This window comes from Oscillochloris sp. ZM17-4 (genome assembly GCF_019599295.1).
Taxonomy (GTDB): Bacteria; Chloroflexota; Chloroflexia; order Chloroflexales; family Chloroflexaceae; genus Oscillochloris.
Genome location: NZ_JAIEWN010000037.1, coordinates 25,888 through 47,061 on the forward strand (window position 1 = coordinate 25,888; position 21,174 = coordinate 47,061).

The following is a 21,174-nucleotide window of genomic DNA, read 5'->3' on the forward strand; positions in this document are numbered from 1 at the left end:
GCGTGATGCTCGAATCCGCGATGGAACAACTCCTTGACCTGCCGCACGTACGGGTGACCAAGGTGGAACAAACAACCGACGGCAGTTATCGTATCACGATCGAGAGTACCTTACCGTCCACGACTTGCCGCAAATGTGGGCGCCGGATCACCACCCCACACGCGTCTGATGACTGGGTGACTCTGCCACACCTGCCGATCCTCGGGCACCGCGTGTTTCTCCAGCTGCGACCGAAACGCTTTCGGTGTTTCTTCTGCGCTGATACACCGACGACCACGCAAGCATTATCCTGGTACCGCCCGCGGAGTCCCTTCACCAAGGCGTTAGAAGAGAATCTCTTGCGGCAATGTGTCCATCAGACCCTGGTGGATGTCTGTCTGCGGGCCGGAGTCCCGTATGATGCGCGCGAAGGGGTCCTGGATCACTATCTGACCACCACGGTGGACTGGGCCTCCTTCGCGCGATTGGACACGCTGGGAATCGACGAACTTGCGCTCCGCAAAGGGCACCGGGCCTTTGTGGTGCTCATCACCAGTCGCCAGCCGGATGGACAGGTGCGGGTGATCACCGTGCTCCCCAACCGCGAGCGGATCACGGTGGAACCCTTCCTCAAGCACATCCCCTATCGGCTCCAGCGCACCGTCACCGCCGCGTGTAGCGATATGTACGAGGGCTTTTTGGGGGCAATCGAAGCGGTCTTTGGCGCCGACGTCATCGTGATTGACCGCTTCCATGTGGCGCGCCACTACCGCGATGCCGCCGATGATGTCCGGAAAAGCGAAATGAAACGCCTCAAAAAAGCCCATTCCAAAACGGTCTATGGGCTCCTCAAAGGCGCGCATTGGCTCTTTCGTAAGCGCCACAGCGAGCTTACGCGTGCCGAAGCCGATGTCCTCGCCTGCGTGTTTGCGGCCGCACCATCCGTGAAACAGGCCTATGACCTGCGCAATGCGCTCACCGCCATATTTGATGCACCTCTCACCAAAGAGGAAGCAACCCGGCAATTGCAGGCCTGGATGCAACGCGTTCAGGAGAGCGGGATGGATGCTTTTGATCGCTTTCTGGCGATGCTCACCACCCATCTTGATGGCATTACCAACTATTTTCACCATCGTGCCAATAGTGGCTTCGTCGAGGGCATCAATACCAAAGCCCGTGTCCTCACCCGCCGCTGCTATGGCATCTTCAATCTCCGTCATTTCTTCCAACGCTTGACGCTTGATGTCGAAGGTGCGGCTGCCGTCACGCGCTGCATGGCCCCCCACTAGATGTAGTAGGGTTCACGGGAATTCCCAAAGAGCCCTGAGTCGTGCCCATGTAGTTGACGATGAACACGACAACGAGAGAGTATATATAGTTCCAAGAGACCGATACGCGGTAGGGACTAATCCCCATGTGGTGGCCATCGGGCGCTTCTTTGCCTCCTCGAAAATGTGTGGCGCGTGTGGCTGGATACACGAATTGAATCTCTCCATGCGCGAGTGGGATTGCCTCAATCCTGCGTGCGGCGTGCATCATGACCGTGATCTGAACGCCGCACGAAACATTGACCGTGAGGGCAAGCGCCTGTTTGATGTGAGGGTCGCGGCGGGAGACGCCGAGACACAAAACGCCTGTGGAGACTTGGTAAGCCCAATCGTCAGGATTGGCACGGGTCGATGAAGCAGGAAGCCCAAGCGCTTTAGCCTTGGGTATTTCACAGCCGCTCAGGCTCCAGATAGGTGAGGGCGTCGGGCAGCGTGTAATTCGTTATCTTCGCATCCGCACATCCGACCGCCATGGTATGATACCGGCGAGAGGTGCGTATTGGCTGATACAAAAGGGCTCCCACGATGAGTGTCACCCTTGACATCTCCGACCAGCTGGCAGAGCTGCTGCGCGACCTGGCGACTCAGCGCGGCGTGTCGATTGAGGCGCTCGGCGCGCAGGCGCTGACGGTCGGCCTGACCACCCTGGCGGGGGCGGCCGAGATCGTAGAGATCGAGACGGCTGAGGCGCCGCGCCTGCCCCAGGCCCGCGCGCTGATGCCCTCGCCAACGATTATCAGCGGAACGGTGCGCCCCCTCCATGTCACCTTTGAGCCGGCCCCGGAAGGATCCGCCGATGCGCATTGAGGGTCGCTGGCTCGCCGGCACCGATGGCGTCGAACGCCCCGTCTTTGATGGGGTGATTGCCACGCCAGGCGGCGTACAGCTGGCGGTATCAATGCTGATCGACACTGGCGCTGATCTCACTGTGCTCGCCCCAGCTGTGGCTGAGCAATTGGCGGACAGCATCCAACCTACTCCAACCGAAACGGTCGTGGGCGGCGTCGGTGGGACGCAGCAGGTATACGAGCTTGCGGTCGATCTGTTGCTGCCGACGACGACCGGACAGCGGGCGCGTATTCGCGGGCCGCTGCCAGTTATTTTGGAGCCGGGCTCACTGGAGCTGTCGGTTATTGGGCGAAATCTGCTCGACCAGTTCACGCTGATTTACTCCCAGCCTCAAAACACGCTCCTGCTGCTCACACCGCCCGACAACTTTACGCTTATCCCGTAGGCGTAGCTTGCTATGCCACCTTCGCTCGTTACCCCTGCTTCGTCTGGCCGTACTCGGCCTGCCTGGCTTCGTCGACGGCCTTACGCAGCACCGCCAGCGCCGCCTCAACCTGCTCCGGGCTCAGCCCGTGCTTTGGCTGGAAGAGTTCCTCGCCATCCTCGGCCAGGCTGTTGGCCCGCCAGACTCTGGTGTCCGGGTCTTTGACACTGAGTGAGCCCGTCTCGTCGCCGTCATCCTCGTCGCCCGCCCAGACGACTACCGCCTCGACCCACTTCACGGCGACGCCCTGCTGGTCGAGGTATGTCTTTAGGTTCACCGCGTTGCGCCGTGCCTGCTTGCCCGGGTGCGCCTGGAGCCGCCGCCACGTGCCCTTGTGCAGGCGCTCCCAGGTGTCGCCGAGGTTGCGGATCGCCCCCGAGTAAGCCTTGACCTCAAGCGCCCAGATGCCGCCGGGGCCGACCAGCAGCAGGTCGATATCGCCCCATGCCCGGTTGGGGAAGCTAAAGTTCTGCACCAGGGTCCACTCGTCGCTGAGCAGCCCGCGCAGCGAGTCGGCGGCCCGCTCCTCGCCCCAGCGGCCCAAGCGGTAGGAGCGTGACTCCTCGACAAAGCGATCAAGCAGACGCTGGAGGCCGATCACGACACCAAATAGCACCAGGATGAGCAGTGAGATAAGCCAGCCCGACCTGAGCCATAGATTGACAATGCTGGCAACCATCAGGCCGGCCCAGAGCATGAGGCCGACTGCGCCAATCATCCCGGCGAAGAGCAGCGCCTGTCGCTCCTTACGCTCGGCGTAGCGCCCGCCCTTGATCACGCGCAGCGGGCGGGCCCCGCGCTCCGGCTCAGCGCCGACGATCGTGCTGTAGAGGATTGTCCGCGCCGCATCGCGCACGCGGCGATCCCGCGCCTTCTCTACTCCGTAGGCAAGATCGTGCAGCACAATCGTGCCGTCGTCCAATGCGTCGCCGATCGGCCGGTTGATGCCCTTGAACGGCCAGATCACCGCACTCGCCTCGCCCAGGGTCATCCCGGTGCTGAGGGCGACGGCGCCGCTCAGGCTGGCCTGGCTCTGCGCCGGCGTGGGCAGCGCCCCGGCGCGCTCGCGGACGGCGATGATCGCCCGCTGGACGACCTCGTCGCCGGGGGCCAGCTGGTAGGCCAGCTCAGCGGCGGCCAGGGCCTCGGCGGGGCTCGCCGACTGCCTGGCCAGCCAGAGCAGCGCCCGCTCGCGCAGCAGGTACTCGCGCAGCAGCGCACAGCTGGCGGCATCGTCGCCAGCCTTGCGGGCTGCGGCGGATTGGAGGAGGAGGTCGGGTTGAGGTTGTTCGTCAGCGTTCATCGATTATGTACCGCATATCAAGCATTAGGTGAAGGGTTGCCCGAAGGGTGAGCCTCTAACCAATAGCGTAGAGCCCCATCGATGATGGCATGCTTAGCTTCGGCCTCCGCATCTGGGTGTAATTGCTCAGTGGCAAGAAGCAGGATATCAAACTGGCGCAGGCGGTAGAGTTCCTGGTGATAGCGATCCATTCGCTCATGTGCTGCTCTCGCCTGGGTGTATACGAATATACCAATAGCTTCTGTAATAACCCCGGCGACCGCTGAGAGCGCCGCCGTCCAGTCACTGATAGTTATTCCGTTAGACAAGGTTTCAGAAGGGCCGAGTCAGGGTAACAGTTCGTAGTGTGGGCTTCAGCCCCCTGTGGCCCATCTGGCGCGCTGAAGCGCCCACTACGAGCCTCGCAAACTGTAAATCGCCTACGAACCTTGTCTTAACAAAGAATTGCCAACCACCGTAAAACACTGCTACAGCACCTGCTACTGACGAAAGCAGCGCAACGCCAAAGTATAGCAGAGACTGTAAGCGAACCTCAGCATAGTGCTTATCTATCTGGCGGGTGATTCCAGTCTGTGCTTCCTGAAGACTCTGCCGCAAACGTTTAGCTTGCTCCGCGTTCGAGTAGGCAAGGGCTATTTGATTGACATATGTTTGAAAGACTGCAGTCATCTCTGGAGTGACAGGAATTCTAGGCTGGTTGCCACCAAAATCAAACCAGATAACTCCAAGGCAGTCTTGTCGTGATAAGAGAGGTAAGCATAGTGCGTGTTGTGTACCATGTTCGCGGAGGAAAGGTGGGAGAGTAAATTCTTCCTGTGCCTCTTCCTGCTGCTCAGAACTCTTGGGAAGGTTTACGCTACGTCGATTCCTATAAACGCTCTCTGTAGTCGGATCACCTTGAGCAATACGATTGCGTCGCGCCTGATAGTACATTGTGTTCGATGCAATTCCGTCCTTATCGATGCGAATTCGAGCTGTAGCACTGATATCATTCGATGATAATTCCTGCTTATCACGATTGGATTTTGCAGGAATCGTTATAGGTATCCAAATCACGGCTTCGGCTCCTACTGCCTGCGGTGTAAGGCTCAATGCTTTAACCAGTATTTCATCAGGCTCTGAGCGCATAATATCCTGAAGCGTGCCAAGTAGTCGTTCAAGTCGATGATTTTGTTCTTGATGCGTCGCAAGTATCTCGTTCTTTTGAAGCGCGATGGCCGCTTGCTCGGCAAATAACTCCACAACACTCACATGGATTTCCGTAAAAGCATGGATTTCTTTATGCTCAACGTTAATCACGCCCAAAACAACATCTCCGATCATAATGGGTACCGCGAGTTCAGAGCGGCTTGAGAGCTCAAAATCAATATATTCACGACCTATCTCGCTACTTGGGTCTTGCGTTTCCTGAGTAATGTCATTAATGAGGATCGACTTTTTGTCGCGAGCAGCAAGTCCAGTCACACCCTTAAGCCTCTTCTGTTTCGGGGTACCGTGAATATAATCAAAGTGGCCAACTTTTTCGCGTAGCTCAGCATCAACGTTGGGTGGCCAGGCAGCTTGGAATTCGAAAATCCCTGCATCATTTCGCAGCGTAATATAACTAAAGCTAGCATCGACTAATGTGTGGGCCTGCACCACAATATTGTGCAGGATCTGTCCGCGGGTACGTGTATCAGTGATGCTTCGGATCGCCTTAATCAGGCTCTCGTTTCCCCGCGACCAGATGCGAAGGCCAGACCATATCTCAAGGGTGTGAATAGCATTCGCAGCCTGGCTTGCAAAGAGACTAACCGCGAACTGCTCTACAGCAGTGAATTGCGTAGGGGCGTACTTGTTCAAGAAGAGGACGCCGACATCCTCTTTCTCATCGCCTTTGTAAATATGGAGCGGAATACCCAAAACGTGTTGTACGCCACGCTCTATCAACTCCGGAGCAAGCTTATCGTTCTTGCCGGCAATAACTGAGAATTGGGTTGGTGTTGTATGCCGAAGAACTTCATCTGTCGCACCGGTGCCATCGAGGCGCGGAGGCTTACGAAAGCTATTTTCAGGAAACCAGTAGTTGCCGATGACAATTGTCGGCTCAAGTCGGTTGTTCGTTATTGAGGGTTGTTGGAGCCGATGAATCACTGCTTCGGTCGCTGTCGTTGCTCTTAGAGCGTGAGTACAGATATTGCGAAGGATCTTCTCCGCATCTCCGGCAAGCAAAAAGCGATTGATCTCATCACTTACCGCAGCAATGTTTTCTAGAATAAGTGAGCGTTGGATTGTAAGCGTCATCTGACGAGCAATATCCTCTACAAGATCGCGGTCAGACGGAGTAAAGGCATTGATTCGGCCGGTGGTATACGCGGAGATGACACCTACAATTTGCGAATCTTTAGGGTCGGGACTGGGCAGGAGCATCGGTACTACGAGCATTGATAAGTCCGTGCCCGCCTTCGAAGGAGTTGCGCGAAACTCCTTATCCTCCAGGGCATGTGGGACAATCCGGCTTTTGCCATCAGCGAGAGTACACCCCGCGAGGCCTTCACCCTTGTGAAAAATGCGCCCTTCGCTTGGCTCTGGTGGATATGGCGGATCATTCGCACTTACCCAGGCCCGTACAAAGGTATCGGTATTATCGATCGAAGACTCAGTGCGAAAAAATGTACAGTTGTTCGCGCCAATCCCATCCTGAATGACCCGTAGCATCGCTCTCAAGAGCTCGCGCCCCTCAAGTACTTCACTGACCGCGCGGATTGTTGCAGCTATAATGCGCTCGTTACGCTGCTGGTAATAGTTACCAATGACTTCGCCCACGATGCGTCGAAGACCGTCCAAGTAATGCAGCGTTCGGTCACCATAACGGCCGTAGTGACCCGCCGAGGTATGGTCGAGGGTAATGAGGCCAATCGTGTCACCTTGATGCTCAAGGATCATGGCGGCCCAGGAGCAAATATCTTCGGTAGATCTGGTGTCCTTCCATCCAAAATTCTTTAGTTGATCAGTTTGATCACGTAGCCGAGAGAGGTCGCTGAGTATGATTACTCCATCGTCCTGAACTCGTTGAATAAGGTAGTCCTCGCGAATATTCTGCGGAATGTCGCGATTCGGATTAGGGTAATTCTCACGAACCAGTGCATAGCGGTCGCCATTAGTAGAGTCGATCAGGTCAAATGTTATGCGCTCATAACCAATAAACGGGTGGGTGCGCAGTTCATCAAGCGTGATTTGAAGAATTTCATTGATCGAATTACCCTCAAGCCACAGGCGTTTTTCGATCTGGTCGAGTTGTACGTTACTCTGAATGAACAAGTCATTTGCTTCAATATAGGCACTGAGCACTGCTGGATTAAATGGGCATGCAAATGCGTATGCGTCTCGTATCATTATCTCGCGGGCGATCTCCTGAATATCATCATCGAAGCCAAAGACGATGATGACTCCTACATCGTGCTCGACCGTCTCTAATAAGAGAAAGAGTTGTCGCCACTCTTCGCGATATTCCTTGTTAAGCCAGAGCACCACGACGCTAAAAATAGAGTCAGCCTCTTTATTGAAGAGCATGGCAGCCTGATTAAAGGATGAGACGACTCTGAGATTGAATGTCGAGTTCGCGCGGAGCAACTTGATAGCTTGCTGATGGATGTCGCGGTAATCGTCGTTTGAGGTAGAGCGGTCGATGAAGATAACGCCCGAGTGTTCTGTATTATTGGTAGGTGTAGATCTCATTGTAGGCACAACTCTCTCCTTGGTCGCTCTTGTATCACTACTGATTATCACCAATTCGCGATGGCTTCACTTCTGTGTTTTGAACTGCGCCGTTCTGGGATGGCTTCGTCACTTCAGCGGCCGGTTCCGAGAAGCGTAGCTCAGCTTCGACAGCTGGGTTGAAGTGGATTGTGTAGCGGCGGATCGCATCAAGGTTCGACCAGGAAATCTGGGCGCTCGGGTGTCGAATGAGCCGATGAAGATCGCTAATATCGTCATCGAGTTGATACTGTAGCTTTCGCCACTGCTCCTCGCGTTGGATAGTCTCGCAGGCGCTGTTCAGCAACCAGGGAAGCGCCGACTGAGAAGGAAAATCTGGCTTGCTCATGTCGGCAGACTTTTCGAGAAGATTGTCAAATTGCCATAGCATGGCATAGGCGACACAGGGCCATTGGGCACTGATAGTTAGCCAGCAGACGACGGCAGCTGGGTTGCGCAGAATGACCTGATCATCTCGATACTGTGCAAGGGTGCGAACCAGCCAGTATACATTGATAAGGCGCTTGAGGTAGCGTGGATTGGGGCGTAAGGCATCTGCTACAGCTTGAAAAGCCTCTAGATCGGCTGCGGTAAAGGCAACAGGAGGTAGCACTGGAGCTTCTACAGATACTGGCACAGTCAGTTCATCGGACTCTGGTTCAGTAGAGTAGTGCGGGATGTTGCTTACATCAACCTCTCCATCTGACAATGCGACTCCCACGGCGTTAGCTGTTGCCTCGCCCCGAGATACCCCAACTGCCGAAACAACTCGGGCTACAGCCATCTGGCGCGCAAAGAACTCCCTGATAATTGATGGCGTAGGACGGGGGATCTGGAACGGAATCTGAACAATTTTATCGAGGTATTCGTAACCTGAAGCCCCAACTTCGCCAAGTAAGCTCTCGTAATGCTTTTCAATTGCACGAGCGATAATTCGAGTGTCGATGCCAATACAGACAACAAAACTATTAAAATTTAGTAGCAGCTTGACTGCTTGGAGTACCGCAACTGCCTTGTCCGGCTCGCAGCGATCCAAATCATCAATTGTCACGAGAATTCGACTATCCTGCTCGGCGAGACGCTTTTCTAGCGCCTGGATATCATCACGGATCTGGCTCATGTAGCCGATTTGTTTTCCGTATTCTTCTTCTTGAAATAAGGTCGCGATCCATTTGCTCAGCGGCTCGGCCATAGTATCTCCGATGAGCTTGGCTAAACCGACAACCCCTAACCCGGCAAGCGCGCCTGCGACAAGACGGACATCAAAACGCAGTATAAAAAAGAAGTATCCTGCGACGGTCAGAACAAGTGAGACAACGAGGATGATCCGGCTACGCTCCTTACGCATCTGCCGAATGAAGCTACGCCAGAACCTGAGCCCGATTAAGCCGTAGAGCTGGTTTGATGTTTCCCGCTCAAGCCGATCCATGATTGCTCGCACCAAGCCAGGCCAAACTACCTCATTAGCGCTGTATTCCCAAGCGTTAAAGGAAATGACATGCACTCGTTTCATGTGAGGCGGCAGCGGCGATTTGGTATTTGCAAGAAGTTCTGCCTCTTCACGCGTCTGGCCCTTAAGTTGCTCTCTACTCCATGGCTTTGCTCGTTGCTCGGTAGTCTCCCGCACCACTTGTTCTTGACGATCTCGCTCACGCTTCTCCCAGCGCTGCTCAATTTCGCGAGCAATTCCTTCGAGAAGAAAGGACTTTCCCATCCCCCATGAACCATATACTCCGATTGTAAGCGGCGGCTCGGTATCCCGCGATTCTATAAGATCGGCAAAAGCGACTATATAGCTGGCGACATCCAGGTGATCTTCTTTCGCAATTTCGTCATTGAAGGCACCATGACGAACACCCAGCTCAGGGGCCTCTGCTTGGAGCAACTCTTGGAGTAACTGATTATCAGTATGAGGTGCTTTGTCTGTATTATCCTGAGTAGCGCCAGTAACAGTAACCGAAGGCCCGGAAGCTTCGGCATACGCTGTCGCAGCCCCAGGTGCTACAACAACACTACCTGAAGGCTGCACGGTTCCTTTTGCGACGCGAGATACTGGATCAAGGGTTGTTCGACCTTGCCCTGTTATCTTCTCAGTTGAGTTGCTCCATATTCGGCCTCCGGGCAGCCGTAAGAAAAGAACGATTCTCCACCAATCCGGGCTTTGACGTATGTTACCGCGCGCTGCAGCTACAGCACGATCAACCTGCCCATCACGCTGCAGTTCTCGGAAGAACGCTGGCATGAAACCGACAATAGTATCTAGACTGACATTTCCCTGTATGCCAAGAACCGCTGGTACTCCTGCCGCAATAAACCAAGGGGCCGCAGTTGATGTGTTGGGGTAATTCGATCCCAGGCTTTGAGGTACCGCTAATACCATTAACAATGGCCGTTGGGGTGTGTTCCTTACAATTTCGGCAAGTTCCGAGCTAAGTACCCTATCGCTCGTACCATCATCTTCCTCAAGCCAAAAAACAAGTTCGCCCTGGTGGGCAGTGCCATGGTTAAGCATATAGACAATGTCATAACCCTCGCGAAGCTCATTCATAATGTTTACTAGACTTGGGCGTAGGCTGCCGTCACTACTAATGACCTTTGTATAGATCACTCCTAAAGCCGTCCGTATGCGATCTACCTCTACTTGGGTGTCAATCGGCGCAAGTTTAAATTGTTCTAAATCAGATGGGCTGGCAACGATAACAAGTGCGCGCAAGTCCTCTTTTACACGCAACTTCACAGGTGCAAGATCTGCGCTTTCCAGGAGACGTGATCCAATAACACCTTCGTTTGTAAAGATAAAGCTATTGTCTTCAGGATCGCACAGCAATTCCCAACGGATAGTGTTCAGCACCGAGTCGCGGACATCGATTCGCAATACAAAGCGCAAACCTTGCCCAACGGCGTCAGTAGCAGCTCCGGCCTGCGACCATGCTTTCTGCATGGAGGGATCGGCAAATAGCATCGAAGCTAGGGCTGATCCATATCCCTTATTGTTATCTGTGAGGAGTAACAAAACATGAACGTCAAGAGTAACAATAGCTTCATTTGCAAGCACAGCAGACACAGCGTTGCCAAGAGCTGTGAAGCGTGCTTCAGCACGATAGGTCGAATCTGAGTTAGAGCGAGTAAGACTTAGCTCAAAAAGGGAATAGCCTGCAACGTCATTTGTCATTCAAGGCCTCACTCCTCAACTTCTCACTTCTCCCCCATCCCACGCCTCCAGCACCATCCGTCGCGTCCGGTACTCGCCGTAGAGCTTGGTCTCCTTCTCCTTGAGCACGCGGAACGTCTCGCCGGGGAAGTCGGGGCCGTACACGTCGGCCGGGTCGAGGATGTAGCGCAGCTCGTCGCGGGTGAGGCCGTAGAGCCGGGCGATGCGCGCGTCGAGCTCGGCGCGGGCCAGGGCGCGGCGGCCCTCGTCCCAGCGGTAGGGCGGCAGCGGGAATCCCTCGCGCGGGCTGAACAGCTCCGCCGGCGCGCCCGCGTTGCACGCCGCGCTGCGCCGCAGCAGCTCCGCCCGCAGCGCCTCGTCGCCCTCCGCCCACACGTCCTCGGCGAAGGCCCTGATGTCCCAGGCGGTGTAGACCAGCTCGACCACGCGCGGGACGATGTAGGCGATGTCGGCGGGGGTGAACGAGGAGGGCAGGAGGACGGGGAGCTGGTTGATGATGAAGAAACTAAGATTGACTCCACCCATTTTTTGCCGAATCACATAATCCAAGACCACAGAATTCAAGACGCTTAGTAAACTAATTTGCGAGGTAATTTTAGTGTCTGGTAAGATCAAATTCATTGAGTGAGCAACTGCTACTGGCGGAAGCCATGCCGCAATCATTGATCGCTCGTTAGTAACGCTGCTTACACTTTTATAGGCGATAAAACCTGATTGACACTTCTGTCCTCCTAGTTTTTCAAGTAGATTCTCTTGCGTAATCGTATACTGAGGGTTAACCTGAAACCTCGGATCTTGAAGCTGCGCTTCAGTAGTTTCATCAGGCTGTCCCGGTCGTTTGAGGTTGTTAATATTGGTGACAACGCTGGCTGCTCGATGATTATATGCTTGCACCATCTTGCCTTCGTACAGTGGTAGATATCCTTCGCCCGATGCGCTTTGAAAGAGATGGCTATCGTTGGACATGTGGAACATGGCCATAAAGTGTACACCCCAAGGGTTTGCCTCAGTAAGCTCATTCACCAGCACCGGGGCGCGGCGATAGATCTTCTTGGTTAGCTCGGCATCCTGGCGGGTGCGGAAGACTGGTGCGGTGCGGGTGTTTGGGTTGATCAGGGTGATCTCTTCGGGGGTGAGGGTGAAGACACGCTGTTTGTCGGTTAGCTGGGTCACATTGGCGGCAAAGAAGATGAACTGGGTTGGCTCCCGCGTTACGCCTACAGTGAGCAGGCTAAATTTATACCGACTATCAACCTCGGCGAAAATCTTCTCGCGGTTCTCAAAGTCGTAGAGGCTCACAAGTTGTTGCCGCGTACTGAGATCTCCGAAAAAAGCCTTGGTGCTATCGTCCGTCGCGATGCCCGTGGGCACAATAATGCCCGCCCGCCCCGCAGGGGATAGCACGGTACGGACCTGTTCGGCAAACAACGCATAGGTGTTCACGTCGCCCACCGCCGTCAGCGGGAAGCGCTCGGAGGCGCGCACAAAGCGGCTCTCGGCCTCGGCGCGGTACTTGGCGGCGTCGAACTCGGCGATGCGGGCGCGCTGGCGCTCGTCGCCGCCGCGCCAGGCGGCGATCATCTTCTCGCGGGCGGACTTGTTAGCGGCCTGGGAGATCTCCGGCACGTCCACGAAGTGCTCCTGCTCCTGGAGCTTGATTCGCTCCCAGGGCGGGTTGCCGAGGACAACATCGAAGCCGGACATATTCACCACAGAGGTACGGAGGCGCAGAGATTCTTCTTTTCCATCCTCTGTGCCTCTGTGCCTCTGTGGTGCAAACACCTGCGGGAACTCTAGCTCCCAGTGGAAGAAGCCGACCTCGTCGGCCATGGCCTCGGCATGGATCGCCCTGATCTCGCCCAGCTTGGGGTCGAGCACGTCCTTGCTCGTCGGCACGTTGGGCGCGTTCGCGGGGGTGAGCGGCTGGAAGAAGGCGGCCGTCCAAAGGTCGAACTGCACCTTGTCGGGGTTGGCCCGCTCGCGCAGGGCGACCAGGCGGCGGGCCTTGGCCCGCACGGCGGCCACACTGTCGTCGGCGGCCTCGTCGAGGGCGCGCAGCTCACCGGCCAGGTCAGGCCCCGACGCCCCTCCGGCGTCGAAGAGGCCGCGCTGCACCATGCCCTGCTTGAGCGCCAGCTCGCGCTCCTGCTTATTGCGCTTCTTCACCTCGCGGGCCACGCCCTTGTCGTCGCCCGTCACCGCCTTGTAGGCGTCGTCGGGCACGCCCGCCTCCACCAGCGCGCGGGTCGCGCCGATCAGGCTGTTGCCGCGCTTGATGTGGTGGTCGAGGAAGCTCAGCGGCATGCCGGCGCAGTGGCCCTCGATCCACAGGGCCAGCTTGCACAGGTCGGTCGCCAGCGGGTTGAGGTCCACGCCGAAGATGCAGCGCTGGATCACGTCGCGCACGGCGTGGCGGAAGGCGGCGGGGGTGGGCTGGTCCTCGCCGGCGCGCACCTTGGCCAGCTCGCGCCCGATGCGCCGGGCGGCGGCGAGCAGGAAAGCGCCCGAGCCGCAGGCCGGGTCGATCACCCTAATGGATAGAATTGCTCCCCGACTCCACGCCGTCCTGTAGTGCTACCGTAACATTGGCCGCAAAGAAAATAAACTGGGTTGGCTCCCTCGTTGCACCTGTGGTGAGCAGGCAAAACTTGTAGCTTCGATGCACGCCCGGAAAGATTGCCTCGCGGTTTTCAAAATCGTAGAGGCTTACAAGCTGTCGCCGCACGCTGAGATCGCCAAAGAAATCCTTGGTGCTATCGTCCGTCGCGATGCCCGTGGGCACAATGATGCCCGCCCGCCCCGCAGGGGATAACACGGTACGGACCTGTTCGGCAAACAACGCATAGGTGTTCACATCACCCACAGCGGTCAGCGGGAATCGCCCGGAGGCGCGCACGAAGCGGCTCTCGGCCTCGGCGCGGTACTTGGCGGCGTCGAACTGCGCGATGCGGGCGCGCTGGCGCTCGTCGCCGCCGCGCCATGCGGCGATCATCTTCTCTCTGGCAGCCTTGTTGGCGGCCCCGGCGATGGAGGGCACATCCACGAAGTGCTCCTGCTCCTGGAGCTTGATCCGCTCCCAGGGCGGGTTTCCCAGCACCACGTCGAAGCCTTCTGAGGGCTGAGGGCTGAGGGCTGAGGGCTGAGGCGTGGTGAATACCTGGGGAAACTCCAGCTCCCAGTGGAAGAAGCCCACGTCATCGGCCAGGGGCGCGGCCATGAGGGCCTTCTCGCCGGCGGGCTGGAAGTCGATCAGATCCTTCGTCGTTGGCACATAGCGGGCATTGGTTGGCGTGAGCGGCTGGAAGAACGCGGCGGTCCAGAGGTCGAACTTGGCGCGCTCGGCGTCGGCCTGGCGGCGCAGGGCGGCGTAGCGGGCGGTGCGGGCACGCACGGCGGGCACGCTGTCGTCGGCGGCCTCGTCGAGGGCGCGCAGGGCGGCGGCCATATCGTCGCCGGCGTGGGACTGGGCGGCGAAGAGATCCTGCTGAACCATGCCCTGCTTCTGGTAAAGGTCGCGCTCCTGCTTATTGCGCTTCCTGGCGCTGCTCGCCGTCGGCTTGTCGTCGCCGGTCACGGCCTTGTAGGCGTCGTCGGGGATGCCCTGCTCCACCAGGGCGCGGGTCGCGCCGACCAGGCTGTTGCCCTGGCGGATGTGGTGGTCGAGGAAGCTGAGCGGCAGGCCGGCGGCGTGGCCCTCGATCCACAGCGCCAGCTTGCAGAGGTCCACCGCGAGCGGGTTGAGGTCGACGCCGAAGATGCAGCGCCGGATCACATCGCGCACGGCGCGGCGGAACTGCGTGGGCGAGGGCTGGTCCTCACCGGCGCGCACGCGGGCCAGCTCGCGCCCGAGGCGGCGCGCGGCGGCGAGCAAGAAGGCCCCCGATCCGCAGGCCGGGTCGATCACCCTAATGGATAGAATTGCGTCTTCGAGGGCTTTGGAAGAGGGGCGCTCTTGATCAGCTCCTGCACCAGCTCGGGGCGGGTGTAGTAGCTGCCGGTCGTCTTGCGCTCGGTTCCCGAGACGAGGTCGAAGGATGAAGGATGAAGGATGAAGGATGAAGATCCTGATGCAGGCGATGTAGCGGTTTCATCCTTCATCCTTCCGCCTTCATCCTTCACAACGGGGCGGAAGTCGAGCAGGGACTCGTAGACGCTGCCAAGCTCCTCCACGTCCAGGGCGCCGTAGTTGACCCGGCGCAGCCCCTTGCTCTCCTTCTCGCGGTAGAGCGAGAGCTTGCGCACGGCGGCGAGCAGGTCGGCGTTGCGCAGCTGGGTGTTGCTGGTGAGGTCGCCACAGGCGGCGTCGCTGAACAGGTCGCCGTCGAGCGGTGCTAGGCCGAGGCGGCGCGGGGCCTCCTCGTCGCTGCCCTCGAAGAGGCGGAAGGTGGTCAGCAGGCTCAGCCAGAGGTCGCCGAAGGGGCCACGCCCGGCGCCGGAGGACTCGGCGAGGCGGCGCAGGCGGCTGACGCTATAGTTCTCGCGGTAGATCTGTAGGCGCAGGTCGGCGCGGGGCCGGTAGGCCAGGGGCGAGAGCGGGTCGCTCTCGTCCTCCTCGGCGGCCACCAGGTTGCGCTCCTCGGCCACCATCAGGAAGAGCAGTCGGTAGACCAGGCGCAGCAGCTGGCGGTAGTACTCCAGCGGGGAGAGCTGGCCCTCGGCGAGCTTGGCGCGCAGCCGGGCGTTGGCCGGGTGGGCCAGCAGGCCGTTGCCGAGCAGCTTCAGCGCGCCCTCGACGCCGTCGCGCAGGCCCTCGCGCACCCGCCCGCCGGCCTCGACCGCCTGCTGGTGATAGCGCTCAAGCCAGCAGTCTTCCGGTTTCACCACAGAGGCACTGAGGCGCAGAGATTCTTCTGTCTGTTTTTCTCCTTTCGAAACCTCTGTGTCTCTGTGCCTCTGTGGTGAACTGCCCGGCAACCGCGAGCGGTGGAGCAGCCGGTAGAGGATAGCGAACTCGGCAAACTGCTCGCCCTCCAGCATCGTGCGCAGGTCGAACTCGACGTAGGCCGGGCGGGTGAAGCGGGCCGAGTCGCGCAGCAGGCGCAGCCGCTCGCCGTTGGTGACGATGCCCCAGAGCTGCTCGGTGCCGTTAAGGTACTCCTGCATCAGGGCGTGCGGCGAGAGGCGCGGGCGGCCCGAGGAGGGCCGCGCGTCGAGGCTGGCCCGGATGCCCTCGATATGCACCGGCGGCGAGTCCTCGTCGTCGCCAGCGCGGTGCGAGATCGCGTAGGTGCGGCCCTCGACCACATAGGCGGCGCGATTGCGGCCCAGCCGGTAGCCGAGCACGCGCAGCAGCGGGATGACCCATTGCTCGCGGGTCTCGGAGGTAGCCGTCTCGCCCGCGCCGAGATCCTCCAGGTAGGACTGGAACAGCGCCCACTGGCCGCGCGCCGCCTGCCAGGCCGCGCTGATGCGGTCGGAGAGGTTGCGCGCGCGCTCCAGGCCGAAGTCCTCGGGGCGCTGACCGCTCAGCTCCTCCTGGGCGATCGCGTCGAGGATGTCGGCGGGGATGAGCCCGCCCTCAGTTGTGATGGTGGAGTAGGGCATTGCTTCCTGTACCTATGCAGACTCGCCAAGCTGGCGCAGCAGATCCTCGGCCTCGGCCTGCTCGCGGCGCATGCCGAGGCGGCGGAAGAGGTCGAGGGCCTGGCGGGCGTTACTAATTGCCGATTGATACTGGCCCTCGTGATTATCGAGCAGAGCGAGACCATAGAAGGTCTGGGCAATCGCATCAGTACGGCTGCACTGATGGGCGAGTGCAAGGGATTCTTTAAGGTATTGTTTCGCGTCGACAATCTCGCCACACTGAAGTTGGGCCATACCCAACGAAAGGAGATGTGAGGTAAGGGAGGGGATATTATCAGCCTTTCGGGCATGATCGACCGCCTGGCGGAACCAATCGAGTGCAACCGCTGGGTCTCCCTTTGCCGCGTAGAGTTGACCTATAGCCGAAATAAAATCTGCCGACGCATATCCTACACGCTCAGCGCCATAACCCTCGAATGCAGCGGTTAGTAGCTGCTCTGCTTGATCAAGCTTCCCCTCGGTCAGTGAAGTCAGGCCAAGGATGCGGTCTGCATAACACATTGTATCGGACTGGCATTGCTCCCACGCCGTTCGAGCATCGGTCGCCCAGTGCTGCGCCTGTATGAGTTCTCCCCGCGTATAGCTAATCCAGCAGAGGTAATAGTAACGCCAGCCCAGTTCGTCCAGATCTCCCAACAAGCGACATACCTGAACCCCGAGATATGACAGGCGGTCGCTCTCGCTCCAATACCCGCGTAGGCGACAGACACGGCTCACCTTGGGGATAAAGCTACTGATCTGGCGTGTAAGTTGTTCCACTTCGGCTGTCAGTGGTTGTGTCTCTCGGGGTGCCTCGTTCAGGTGAAACTTACCAATGAGCACATCTATCACCGCCAACATATTTGGCAGATCGCGCTCAATGCGATCATGACCTTGCCAGTCTAATGTCCACCCACCATAGGTGTCCGCGAACGCAAAGAAGTATGCTTGTAGGCGCGCTTGCGCACCATCTATCCATTCAGATGCTGCGATCGCCTCGCTCTGCACAAAGCTTCTCGTCAGTGGCAGCAAACTAAAGCGATCACCGTCCTTATTCACCAGTGATAGCCGCAGCAACTCCTCCAACCCAACATCCCGCCCAAAGGTATCCTCGCCCAGCCCGGCAACCACGCCGAGCGCCTCGCGGCTGGCGTCGGTGGCGAAAAAAGTGAGGGCCAACAGGAGCCAGTAGGTATCCCGGCCTTTGATATGGGCGACACTCTCAGCAAAGCAGAAGCGGGCGATATCGCTCTGGCCACTGCCCAGCCGGCGCAATACGCTCTCGGCCGAGCCGCCGAGTCCCATCAGGCCAATACTCCAGACAACTGCCAGGGGCACGCCGCCGGTACGCTGCCAGAGTCCCTCGCGCTCGTCCTCAGTCAGCGTCACCACCTTGCGGGCCGCCTCCTGGTCGATCAGATTGAGCGCATCCTCGTGGGGCATGCCGGTCAGGCGTATCGGGTGGGCCACATCGATGCGGTGGCGGGTGGTGACCACTGCCTTGGTCGGGTCGGGCAGCTCGCGCAGGAAGACCAGCAGATCCTCGTCATCCACCGTCTCCAGGTTGTCGAGAATAAGCAGCGTGCGCTGCTCACCCAGCACCTGCTCGACAATCGCCCGCTGCTCCTCGGCGCGGGCGCGCGTGATCGCCGGGTAGTCGAGCACCTGAGCGATGGCGGCATAAAGATCGTCGAGGGTGCGGAAGGCCTGGCGCCGCTCCAGGATGCCGTCGGCGGTCAGGTAGCTGCGCTTGGCCGAGACCCAGACGATCGCATCGAAGCGCTCGGCCTCGGGCAGCGCCACATAGCCGTCGCAGTAGCTATAGGCGGCCTCCAGGGCCAGGGCGCTCTTGCCGATCCCGCCGATGCCGTCGATGGTGATCACAAAGGCCCGGCTGCGCGGGCTGAGCAGGCGACGCAACTCGGCTAGCTCACGCTGACGTCCGACGAAGCGCTCGTAGTCGCGCGGGGGCAGGTTGTGCAGGGGCAGCAGCTCAGCCATACGCGCCTCCAGCTCAGTAATCTTGCCTTGGTGCTCGGCGATCTGGTGCTTCACATGCACCGGCACGTGCAGGTCGCCAAAGGTGGCCGCCTGCGCCTCCAGCTCGCGCAGGCTGGCCCGGTGGATGCTCAGCAGCCGCTCGATGTGGGCGCGCTCCTCGTGGGTCATGGCGTGGCTCCACTCAATCGCGCTACCAGATCGGCGGCCTGATCTTGCTCAGGCACGAGGCCCATCGTCCGGCTCAACTCCAGTGCCTCGCGGGCATAGCCGAGCGCCTCCTGGCGATTGCCGCGCTGCTCCTCCAGTGTCGCGAAGCGCACCAGCACGGTCGCCAGGTAAGCCCGGCTGCCGAGCTCGCGCAGTGCCTCGACCGACTCGCGATACATCGGGGCGGCCTCGTCCAGGCTGCCGCGCTGGTGCTTGATGTGTGCAAAGTGGCTGTAGGCACCCCAGGCCCGCTCCAGGTTGAAGCCGGGGTTCTCCTGGGTGATCTGGAAGACATCGCGCGCCGCCTGAAAGTGTTGCTCTGCCTCGGCCAAGTCGCCGCAATCACGGGCGATCTTGCCCTGCTCGATCACGATATCGGCGCGGATAAATCGCTGCTGCGCCGCATCAACCTGCTGCACAATCTGAAGCGCCTCGGCGCAGCGCTGGCGGGCCAGATCGATCTGGCCCTGGCGCCGGGCGAGCTGGGCCATGTTCACCAGAATCTCCGACTGCCAGACCGGATCAGGGGTCGTTATCGCGATAGCATACGCTTCAGCAAAGGCCTGTTCAGCCTCGGCGTAACGCCCCTGCTGACCAATCGTCCATCCCCACCAGTTGAGCCCATTCCGTAGGTCGGCTCGCCGATCGAGTAGCCGCGCATATTCAATACTTTTCTGGTCGAGGTCAACCATATCGCGCCAGCGACCAACCGCATCGTAGTAGCCGCTCAATGCAGGGGCAATCTGTAGCAACAGCTCCGGGCGCTCTTGCGCCTCGGCCCAGAGGGCCAGCGTCTCGACATGCTCGCCCTCGCGGCGCAGTAGGCTGCGGTCGGGCTGCTGCCAGTGGACGGCGTTGTAGGGCACAGCCAGGGCCACCAGCCGCGCGAGCCAGCGCTCGCGCAGCTCGCGCGCTAGCTCCGGGTGCTGGATTAGCTCGTCGCGGGCGAAGGCGTGGGTCAGCGGCAGGAGCGTGAAGCGGTCAGCCTTCTGGTTGACCAGCGAGAGGCGCAGCAGCTCGGCCAGGCCATCGTCGCGACCGACCGGGTCGGCCCCCAGGCCGGCCACCTCGCCGAGCATGGCCCGGCTGACGCTGCGCTCGAAGAGGGCCAGGGCCAGCAGCAGGCGGTGGGCGTCGCGCCCACGGATGCTGGCCACGCTCTCGGCAAAGCAGAAGCGAGCGATGTCGCTCTGTCCACTGCCCAGCCGGCGCAGCACGCCCTCGACACTGTGGCCCAGGCTCATCAGGCCGATGCTCCACTGGATGGCCAGCGGCACGCCACCCGTGCGCCGCTCCAGGTCGCCCATCTCGGCCGGGGTCAGGGTTATGCCCTTGGCCTGGGCCTCGACCGCCATCAGCTTGAGCGCGTCGGCCTGTGGCATGCCGGTCAGCCGGATAGCATAGGCGATGTCGATGCGGTGGCGGGTGGTGATGATCGCCTTGGTCGGGTCGGGCAGCTCGCGCAGAAAGCTGAGCAGCTCCTCGTCGTCGACCGTCTCCAGGTTGTCGATGATCAGCAGGGTGCGCTGGGCGGACAGGGCGCGCTCGACCAGGCCGCGCCGCTCGGCGGGGGCGGCCTGCAGGATGGACGGCTGCTCCAGCACGGTGGCCAGCTCGCGGAAGAGGTCGTCGAGGGTGGTGAAGGCCTGGCGGCGCTGCTGGATGCCGCCGGCGGTGAGCAGGGTGCGCTTGGCCGACACCCAGACGAGACGATCGCGGCGAAGCGCTCGGCCTCGAGCAGCGCGGCGGCGTGGTCGCGATAGCCGTAGGCCAGCTCCAGGGCCAGCGCGCTCTTGCCCACCCCGCCGATCCCATCGATGGTGACCACGAAGTGGCGCGAGCGCGGGTGCGGCAGCAGCAGGCGGGTCAGCTGGGCCAGCTCCTCACGGCGGCCGATGAACGCGCTATAGGTGCGCTGGGGCAGGTTGTGCCATGGCCGCGGGCGGGCCGGGGCGGATGGTGTCGGCGCAGCTAGTAGGCGCGGCTCAGGCGCGGCGGCGATCTGCTGGAGCTGCGCCTGCATCGCACGGATTCCCTCGGCGACGGTAGCCAGGTGACTGGCGGCTGCGGCGGTGTTGGCGGCGGTGGCCCGCCCACTCTCGGCGCTCACCTTCTGGAAGCTGAGGGCGTAGAGCTCGCGCAGCTGCGGGATGTAGAGCACCTCCTGACCGAGGGCGCTCAGGAAGGCCCGCACCAGCGCGTCGACCCGCTCACGATCGACGGTCCCAGGCAGCACGTCCGTGAATGACTGGCGCAGGGCATCCACCTCGCCAGAGGGGTCGTGGAAGGGCTGGGTGAGCATGGCCCGCAGGGCGGCCCGCACGCTGGGCAGGTCGGCGAAGCGGGTGTCGTGGGTGAGCGCCGCGACCAGCTCAGGGTCGCGCGAGCGATAGTCGGCGACAAACTGGCGCTCGGCCTTTGAAACCGCCGCGTCGACCGCCCGGCTCAGCGCGCGGCGCTCCGACCAGGCGTTCAGCGTCTCGCCGAACTGGTCGGCCAGCAACTCGCCGATCGCATTGGAGAGGGAACCAACAAAGAACTCGATCATCAGCAAGCTCCTATGCGACGGCACATGGGGAGTGATACGCTGTCTGATCTACGGGCCAGCGGTGTC

At 59.9% G+C, this 21,174-nt stretch carries 14 protein-coding genes; 4 read left to right on the forward strand and 10 right to left on the reverse strand.

The genetic code is table 11. The features are described 5' to 3' along the window. Window positions 1–5 precede the first annotated feature (5 nt). The 4 genes from K2Z83_RS21160 (at window position 6) to K2Z83_RS21175 (ending at window position 2,541) form a co-directional block, all read left to right on the forward strand. Window positions 6–1,268, forward strand: coding sequence for an ISL3 family transposase (locus K2Z83_RS21160; protein WP_220597178.1), 1,263 nt, complete (start codon window positions 6–8; stop codon window positions 1,266–1,268). After that, window positions 1,222–1,662, forward strand: a complete 441-nt coding sequence (locus tag K2Z83_RS30100; protein ID WP_370650242.1) for a zinc ribbon domain-containing protein — start codon at window positions 1,222–1,224, stop codon at window positions 1,660–1,662. The genes K2Z83_RS21160 and K2Z83_RS30100 overlap by 47 nt, the downstream gene beginning before the upstream one ends. Before the next feature lie 170 nt (window positions 1,663–1,832). Further along, window positions 1,833–2,114: a hypothetical protein gene (locus K2Z83_RS21170; protein ID WP_220597180.1), complete on the forward strand. Its 282-nt coding sequence runs from the start codon at window positions 1,833–1,835 to the stop codon at window positions 2,112–2,114. Next, the gene (locus K2Z83_RS21175) at window positions 2,104–2,541 is read left to right on the forward strand and encodes an aspartyl protease family protein (protein WP_220597181.1); all 438 of its coding nucleotides are present in this window, start codon (window positions 2,104–2,106) and stop codon (window positions 2,539–2,541) included. Before K2Z83_RS21170 ends, K2Z83_RS21175 begins: the two co-directional genes overlap by 11 nt. 28 nt (window positions 2,542–2,569) lie before the next feature. Here the strand turns inward: K2Z83_RS21175 and K2Z83_RS21180 are convergent, their stop codons facing one another. From K2Z83_RS21180 to K2Z83_RS29275, 10 genes are all read right to left on the reverse strand, one after another. Then, window positions 2,570–3,883, reverse strand: coding sequence for a nuclease-related domain-containing protein (locus K2Z83_RS21180; RefSeq protein WP_220597182.1), 1,314 nt, complete (start codon window positions 3,881–3,883; stop codon window positions 2,570–2,572). A gap of 17 nt (window positions 3,884–3,900) precedes the next feature. After that, on the reverse strand, window positions 3,901–4,074 hold the full coding sequence (locus K2Z83_RS21185) for a hypothetical protein (RefSeq protein ID WP_220597183.1): 174 nt from the start codon (window positions 4,072–4,074) through the stop codon (window positions 3,901–3,903). A 121-nt stretch (window positions 4,075–4,195) separates the two neighbouring features. After that, on the reverse strand, window positions 4,196–7,600 hold the full coding sequence (locus tag K2Z83_RS21190) for a GAF domain-containing protein (RefSeq protein ID WP_255604378.1): 3,405 nt from the start codon (window positions 7,598–7,600) through the stop codon (window positions 4,196–4,198). A 37-nt stretch (window positions 7,601–7,637) separates the two neighbouring features. Continuing rightward, window positions 7,638–10,790: a P-loop NTPase fold protein gene (locus K2Z83_RS21195; protein WP_220597185.1), complete on the reverse strand. Its 3,153-nt coding sequence runs from the start codon at window positions 10,788–10,790 to the stop codon at window positions 7,638–7,640. Between the two features lie 15 nt (window positions 10,791–10,805). After that, a complete protein-coding gene (locus tag K2Z83_RS21200; protein WP_220597186.1) occupies window positions 10,806–13,319 on the reverse strand; it encodes a hypothetical protein in 2,514 nt (837 codons plus the stop codon). A gap of 1 nt (window position 13,320) precedes the next feature. Next, a complete protein-coding gene (locus K2Z83_RS21205) occupies window positions 13,321–14,694 on the reverse strand; it encodes a hypothetical protein (protein ID WP_220597187.1) in 1,374 nt (457 codons plus the stop codon). After that, window positions 14,691–16,334, reverse strand: coding sequence for a hypothetical protein (locus K2Z83_RS21210; protein WP_220597188.1), 1,644 nt, complete (start codon window positions 16,332–16,334; stop codon window positions 14,691–14,693). The genes K2Z83_RS21205 and K2Z83_RS21210 overlap by 4 nt, the downstream gene beginning before the upstream one ends. Window positions 16,335–16,346: 12 nt before the next feature. Continuing rightward, a complete protein-coding gene (locus tag K2Z83_RS21215; protein WP_220597189.1) occupies window positions 16,347–18,521 on the reverse strand; it encodes an AAA family ATPase in 2,175 nt (724 codons plus the stop codon). Further along, complete coding sequence (locus K2Z83_RS30105; RefSeq protein ID WP_370650245.1) at window positions 18,518–19,942, reverse strand: tetratricopeptide repeat protein; 1,425 nt, start codon at window positions 19,940–19,942, stop codon at window positions 18,518–18,520. Before K2Z83_RS30105 ends, K2Z83_RS21215 begins: the two co-directional genes overlap by 4 nt. A gap of 131 nt (window positions 19,943–20,073) precedes the next feature. Further along, window positions 20,074–21,108 carry an ATP-binding protein gene (locus K2Z83_RS29275; protein ID WP_255604375.1) on the reverse strand — a complete coding sequence of 345 codons (1,035 nt, stop codon included), beginning with the start codon at window positions 21,106–21,108 and terminating at the stop codon, window positions 20,074–20,076. Between the last annotated feature and the right edge of the window lie 66 nt (window positions 21,109–21,174).

Coding starts and splice junctions, on each gene's coding strand:
- K2Z83_RS21190 (WP_255604378.1), bottom strand. CDS start 7,600: ATGAGATCTACACCTACCAATAATACAGAACACTCGGGCGTTATCTTC.
- K2Z83_RS21160 (WP_220597178.1), top strand. CDS start 6: ATGCTCGAATCCGCGATGGAACAACTCCTTGACCTGCCGCACGTACGG.
- K2Z83_RS30100 (WP_370650242.1), top strand. CDS start 1,222: ATGTCGAAGGTGCGGCTGCCGTCACGCGCTGCATGGCCCCCCACTAGA.
- K2Z83_RS21180 (WP_220597182.1), bottom strand. CDS start 3,883: ATGAACGCTGACGAACAACCTCAACCCGACCTCCTCCTCCAATCCGCC.
- K2Z83_RS21175 (WP_220597181.1), top strand. CDS start 2,104: ATGCGCATTGAGGGTCGCTGGCTCGCCGGCACCGATGGCGTCGAACGC.
- K2Z83_RS21210 (WP_220597188.1), bottom strand. CDS start 16,334: ATGCCCTACTCCACCATCACAACTGAGGGCGGGCTCATCCCCGCCGAC.
- K2Z83_RS30105 (WP_370650245.1), bottom strand. CDS start 19,942: ATGCCACAGGCCGACGCGCTCAAGCTGATGGCGGTCGAGGCCCAGGCC.
- K2Z83_RS29275 (WP_255604375.1), bottom strand. CDS start 21,108: ATGATCGAGTTCTTTGTTGGTTCCCTCTCCAATGCGATCGGCGAGTTG.
- K2Z83_RS21215 (WP_220597189.1), bottom strand. CDS start 18,521: ATGACCCACGAGGAGCGCGCCCACATCGAGCGGCTGCTGAGCATCCAC.
- K2Z83_RS21185 (WP_220597183.1), bottom strand. CDS start 4,074: ATGGATCGCTATCACCAGGAACTCTACCGCCTGCGCCAGTTTGATATC.
- K2Z83_RS21195 (WP_220597185.1), bottom strand. CDS start 10,790: ATGACAAATGACGTTGCAGGCTATTCCCTTTTTGAGCTAAGTCTTACT.
- K2Z83_RS21170 (WP_220597180.1), top strand. CDS start 1,833: ATGAGTGTCACCCTTGACATCTCCGACCAGCTGGCAGAGCTGCTGCGC.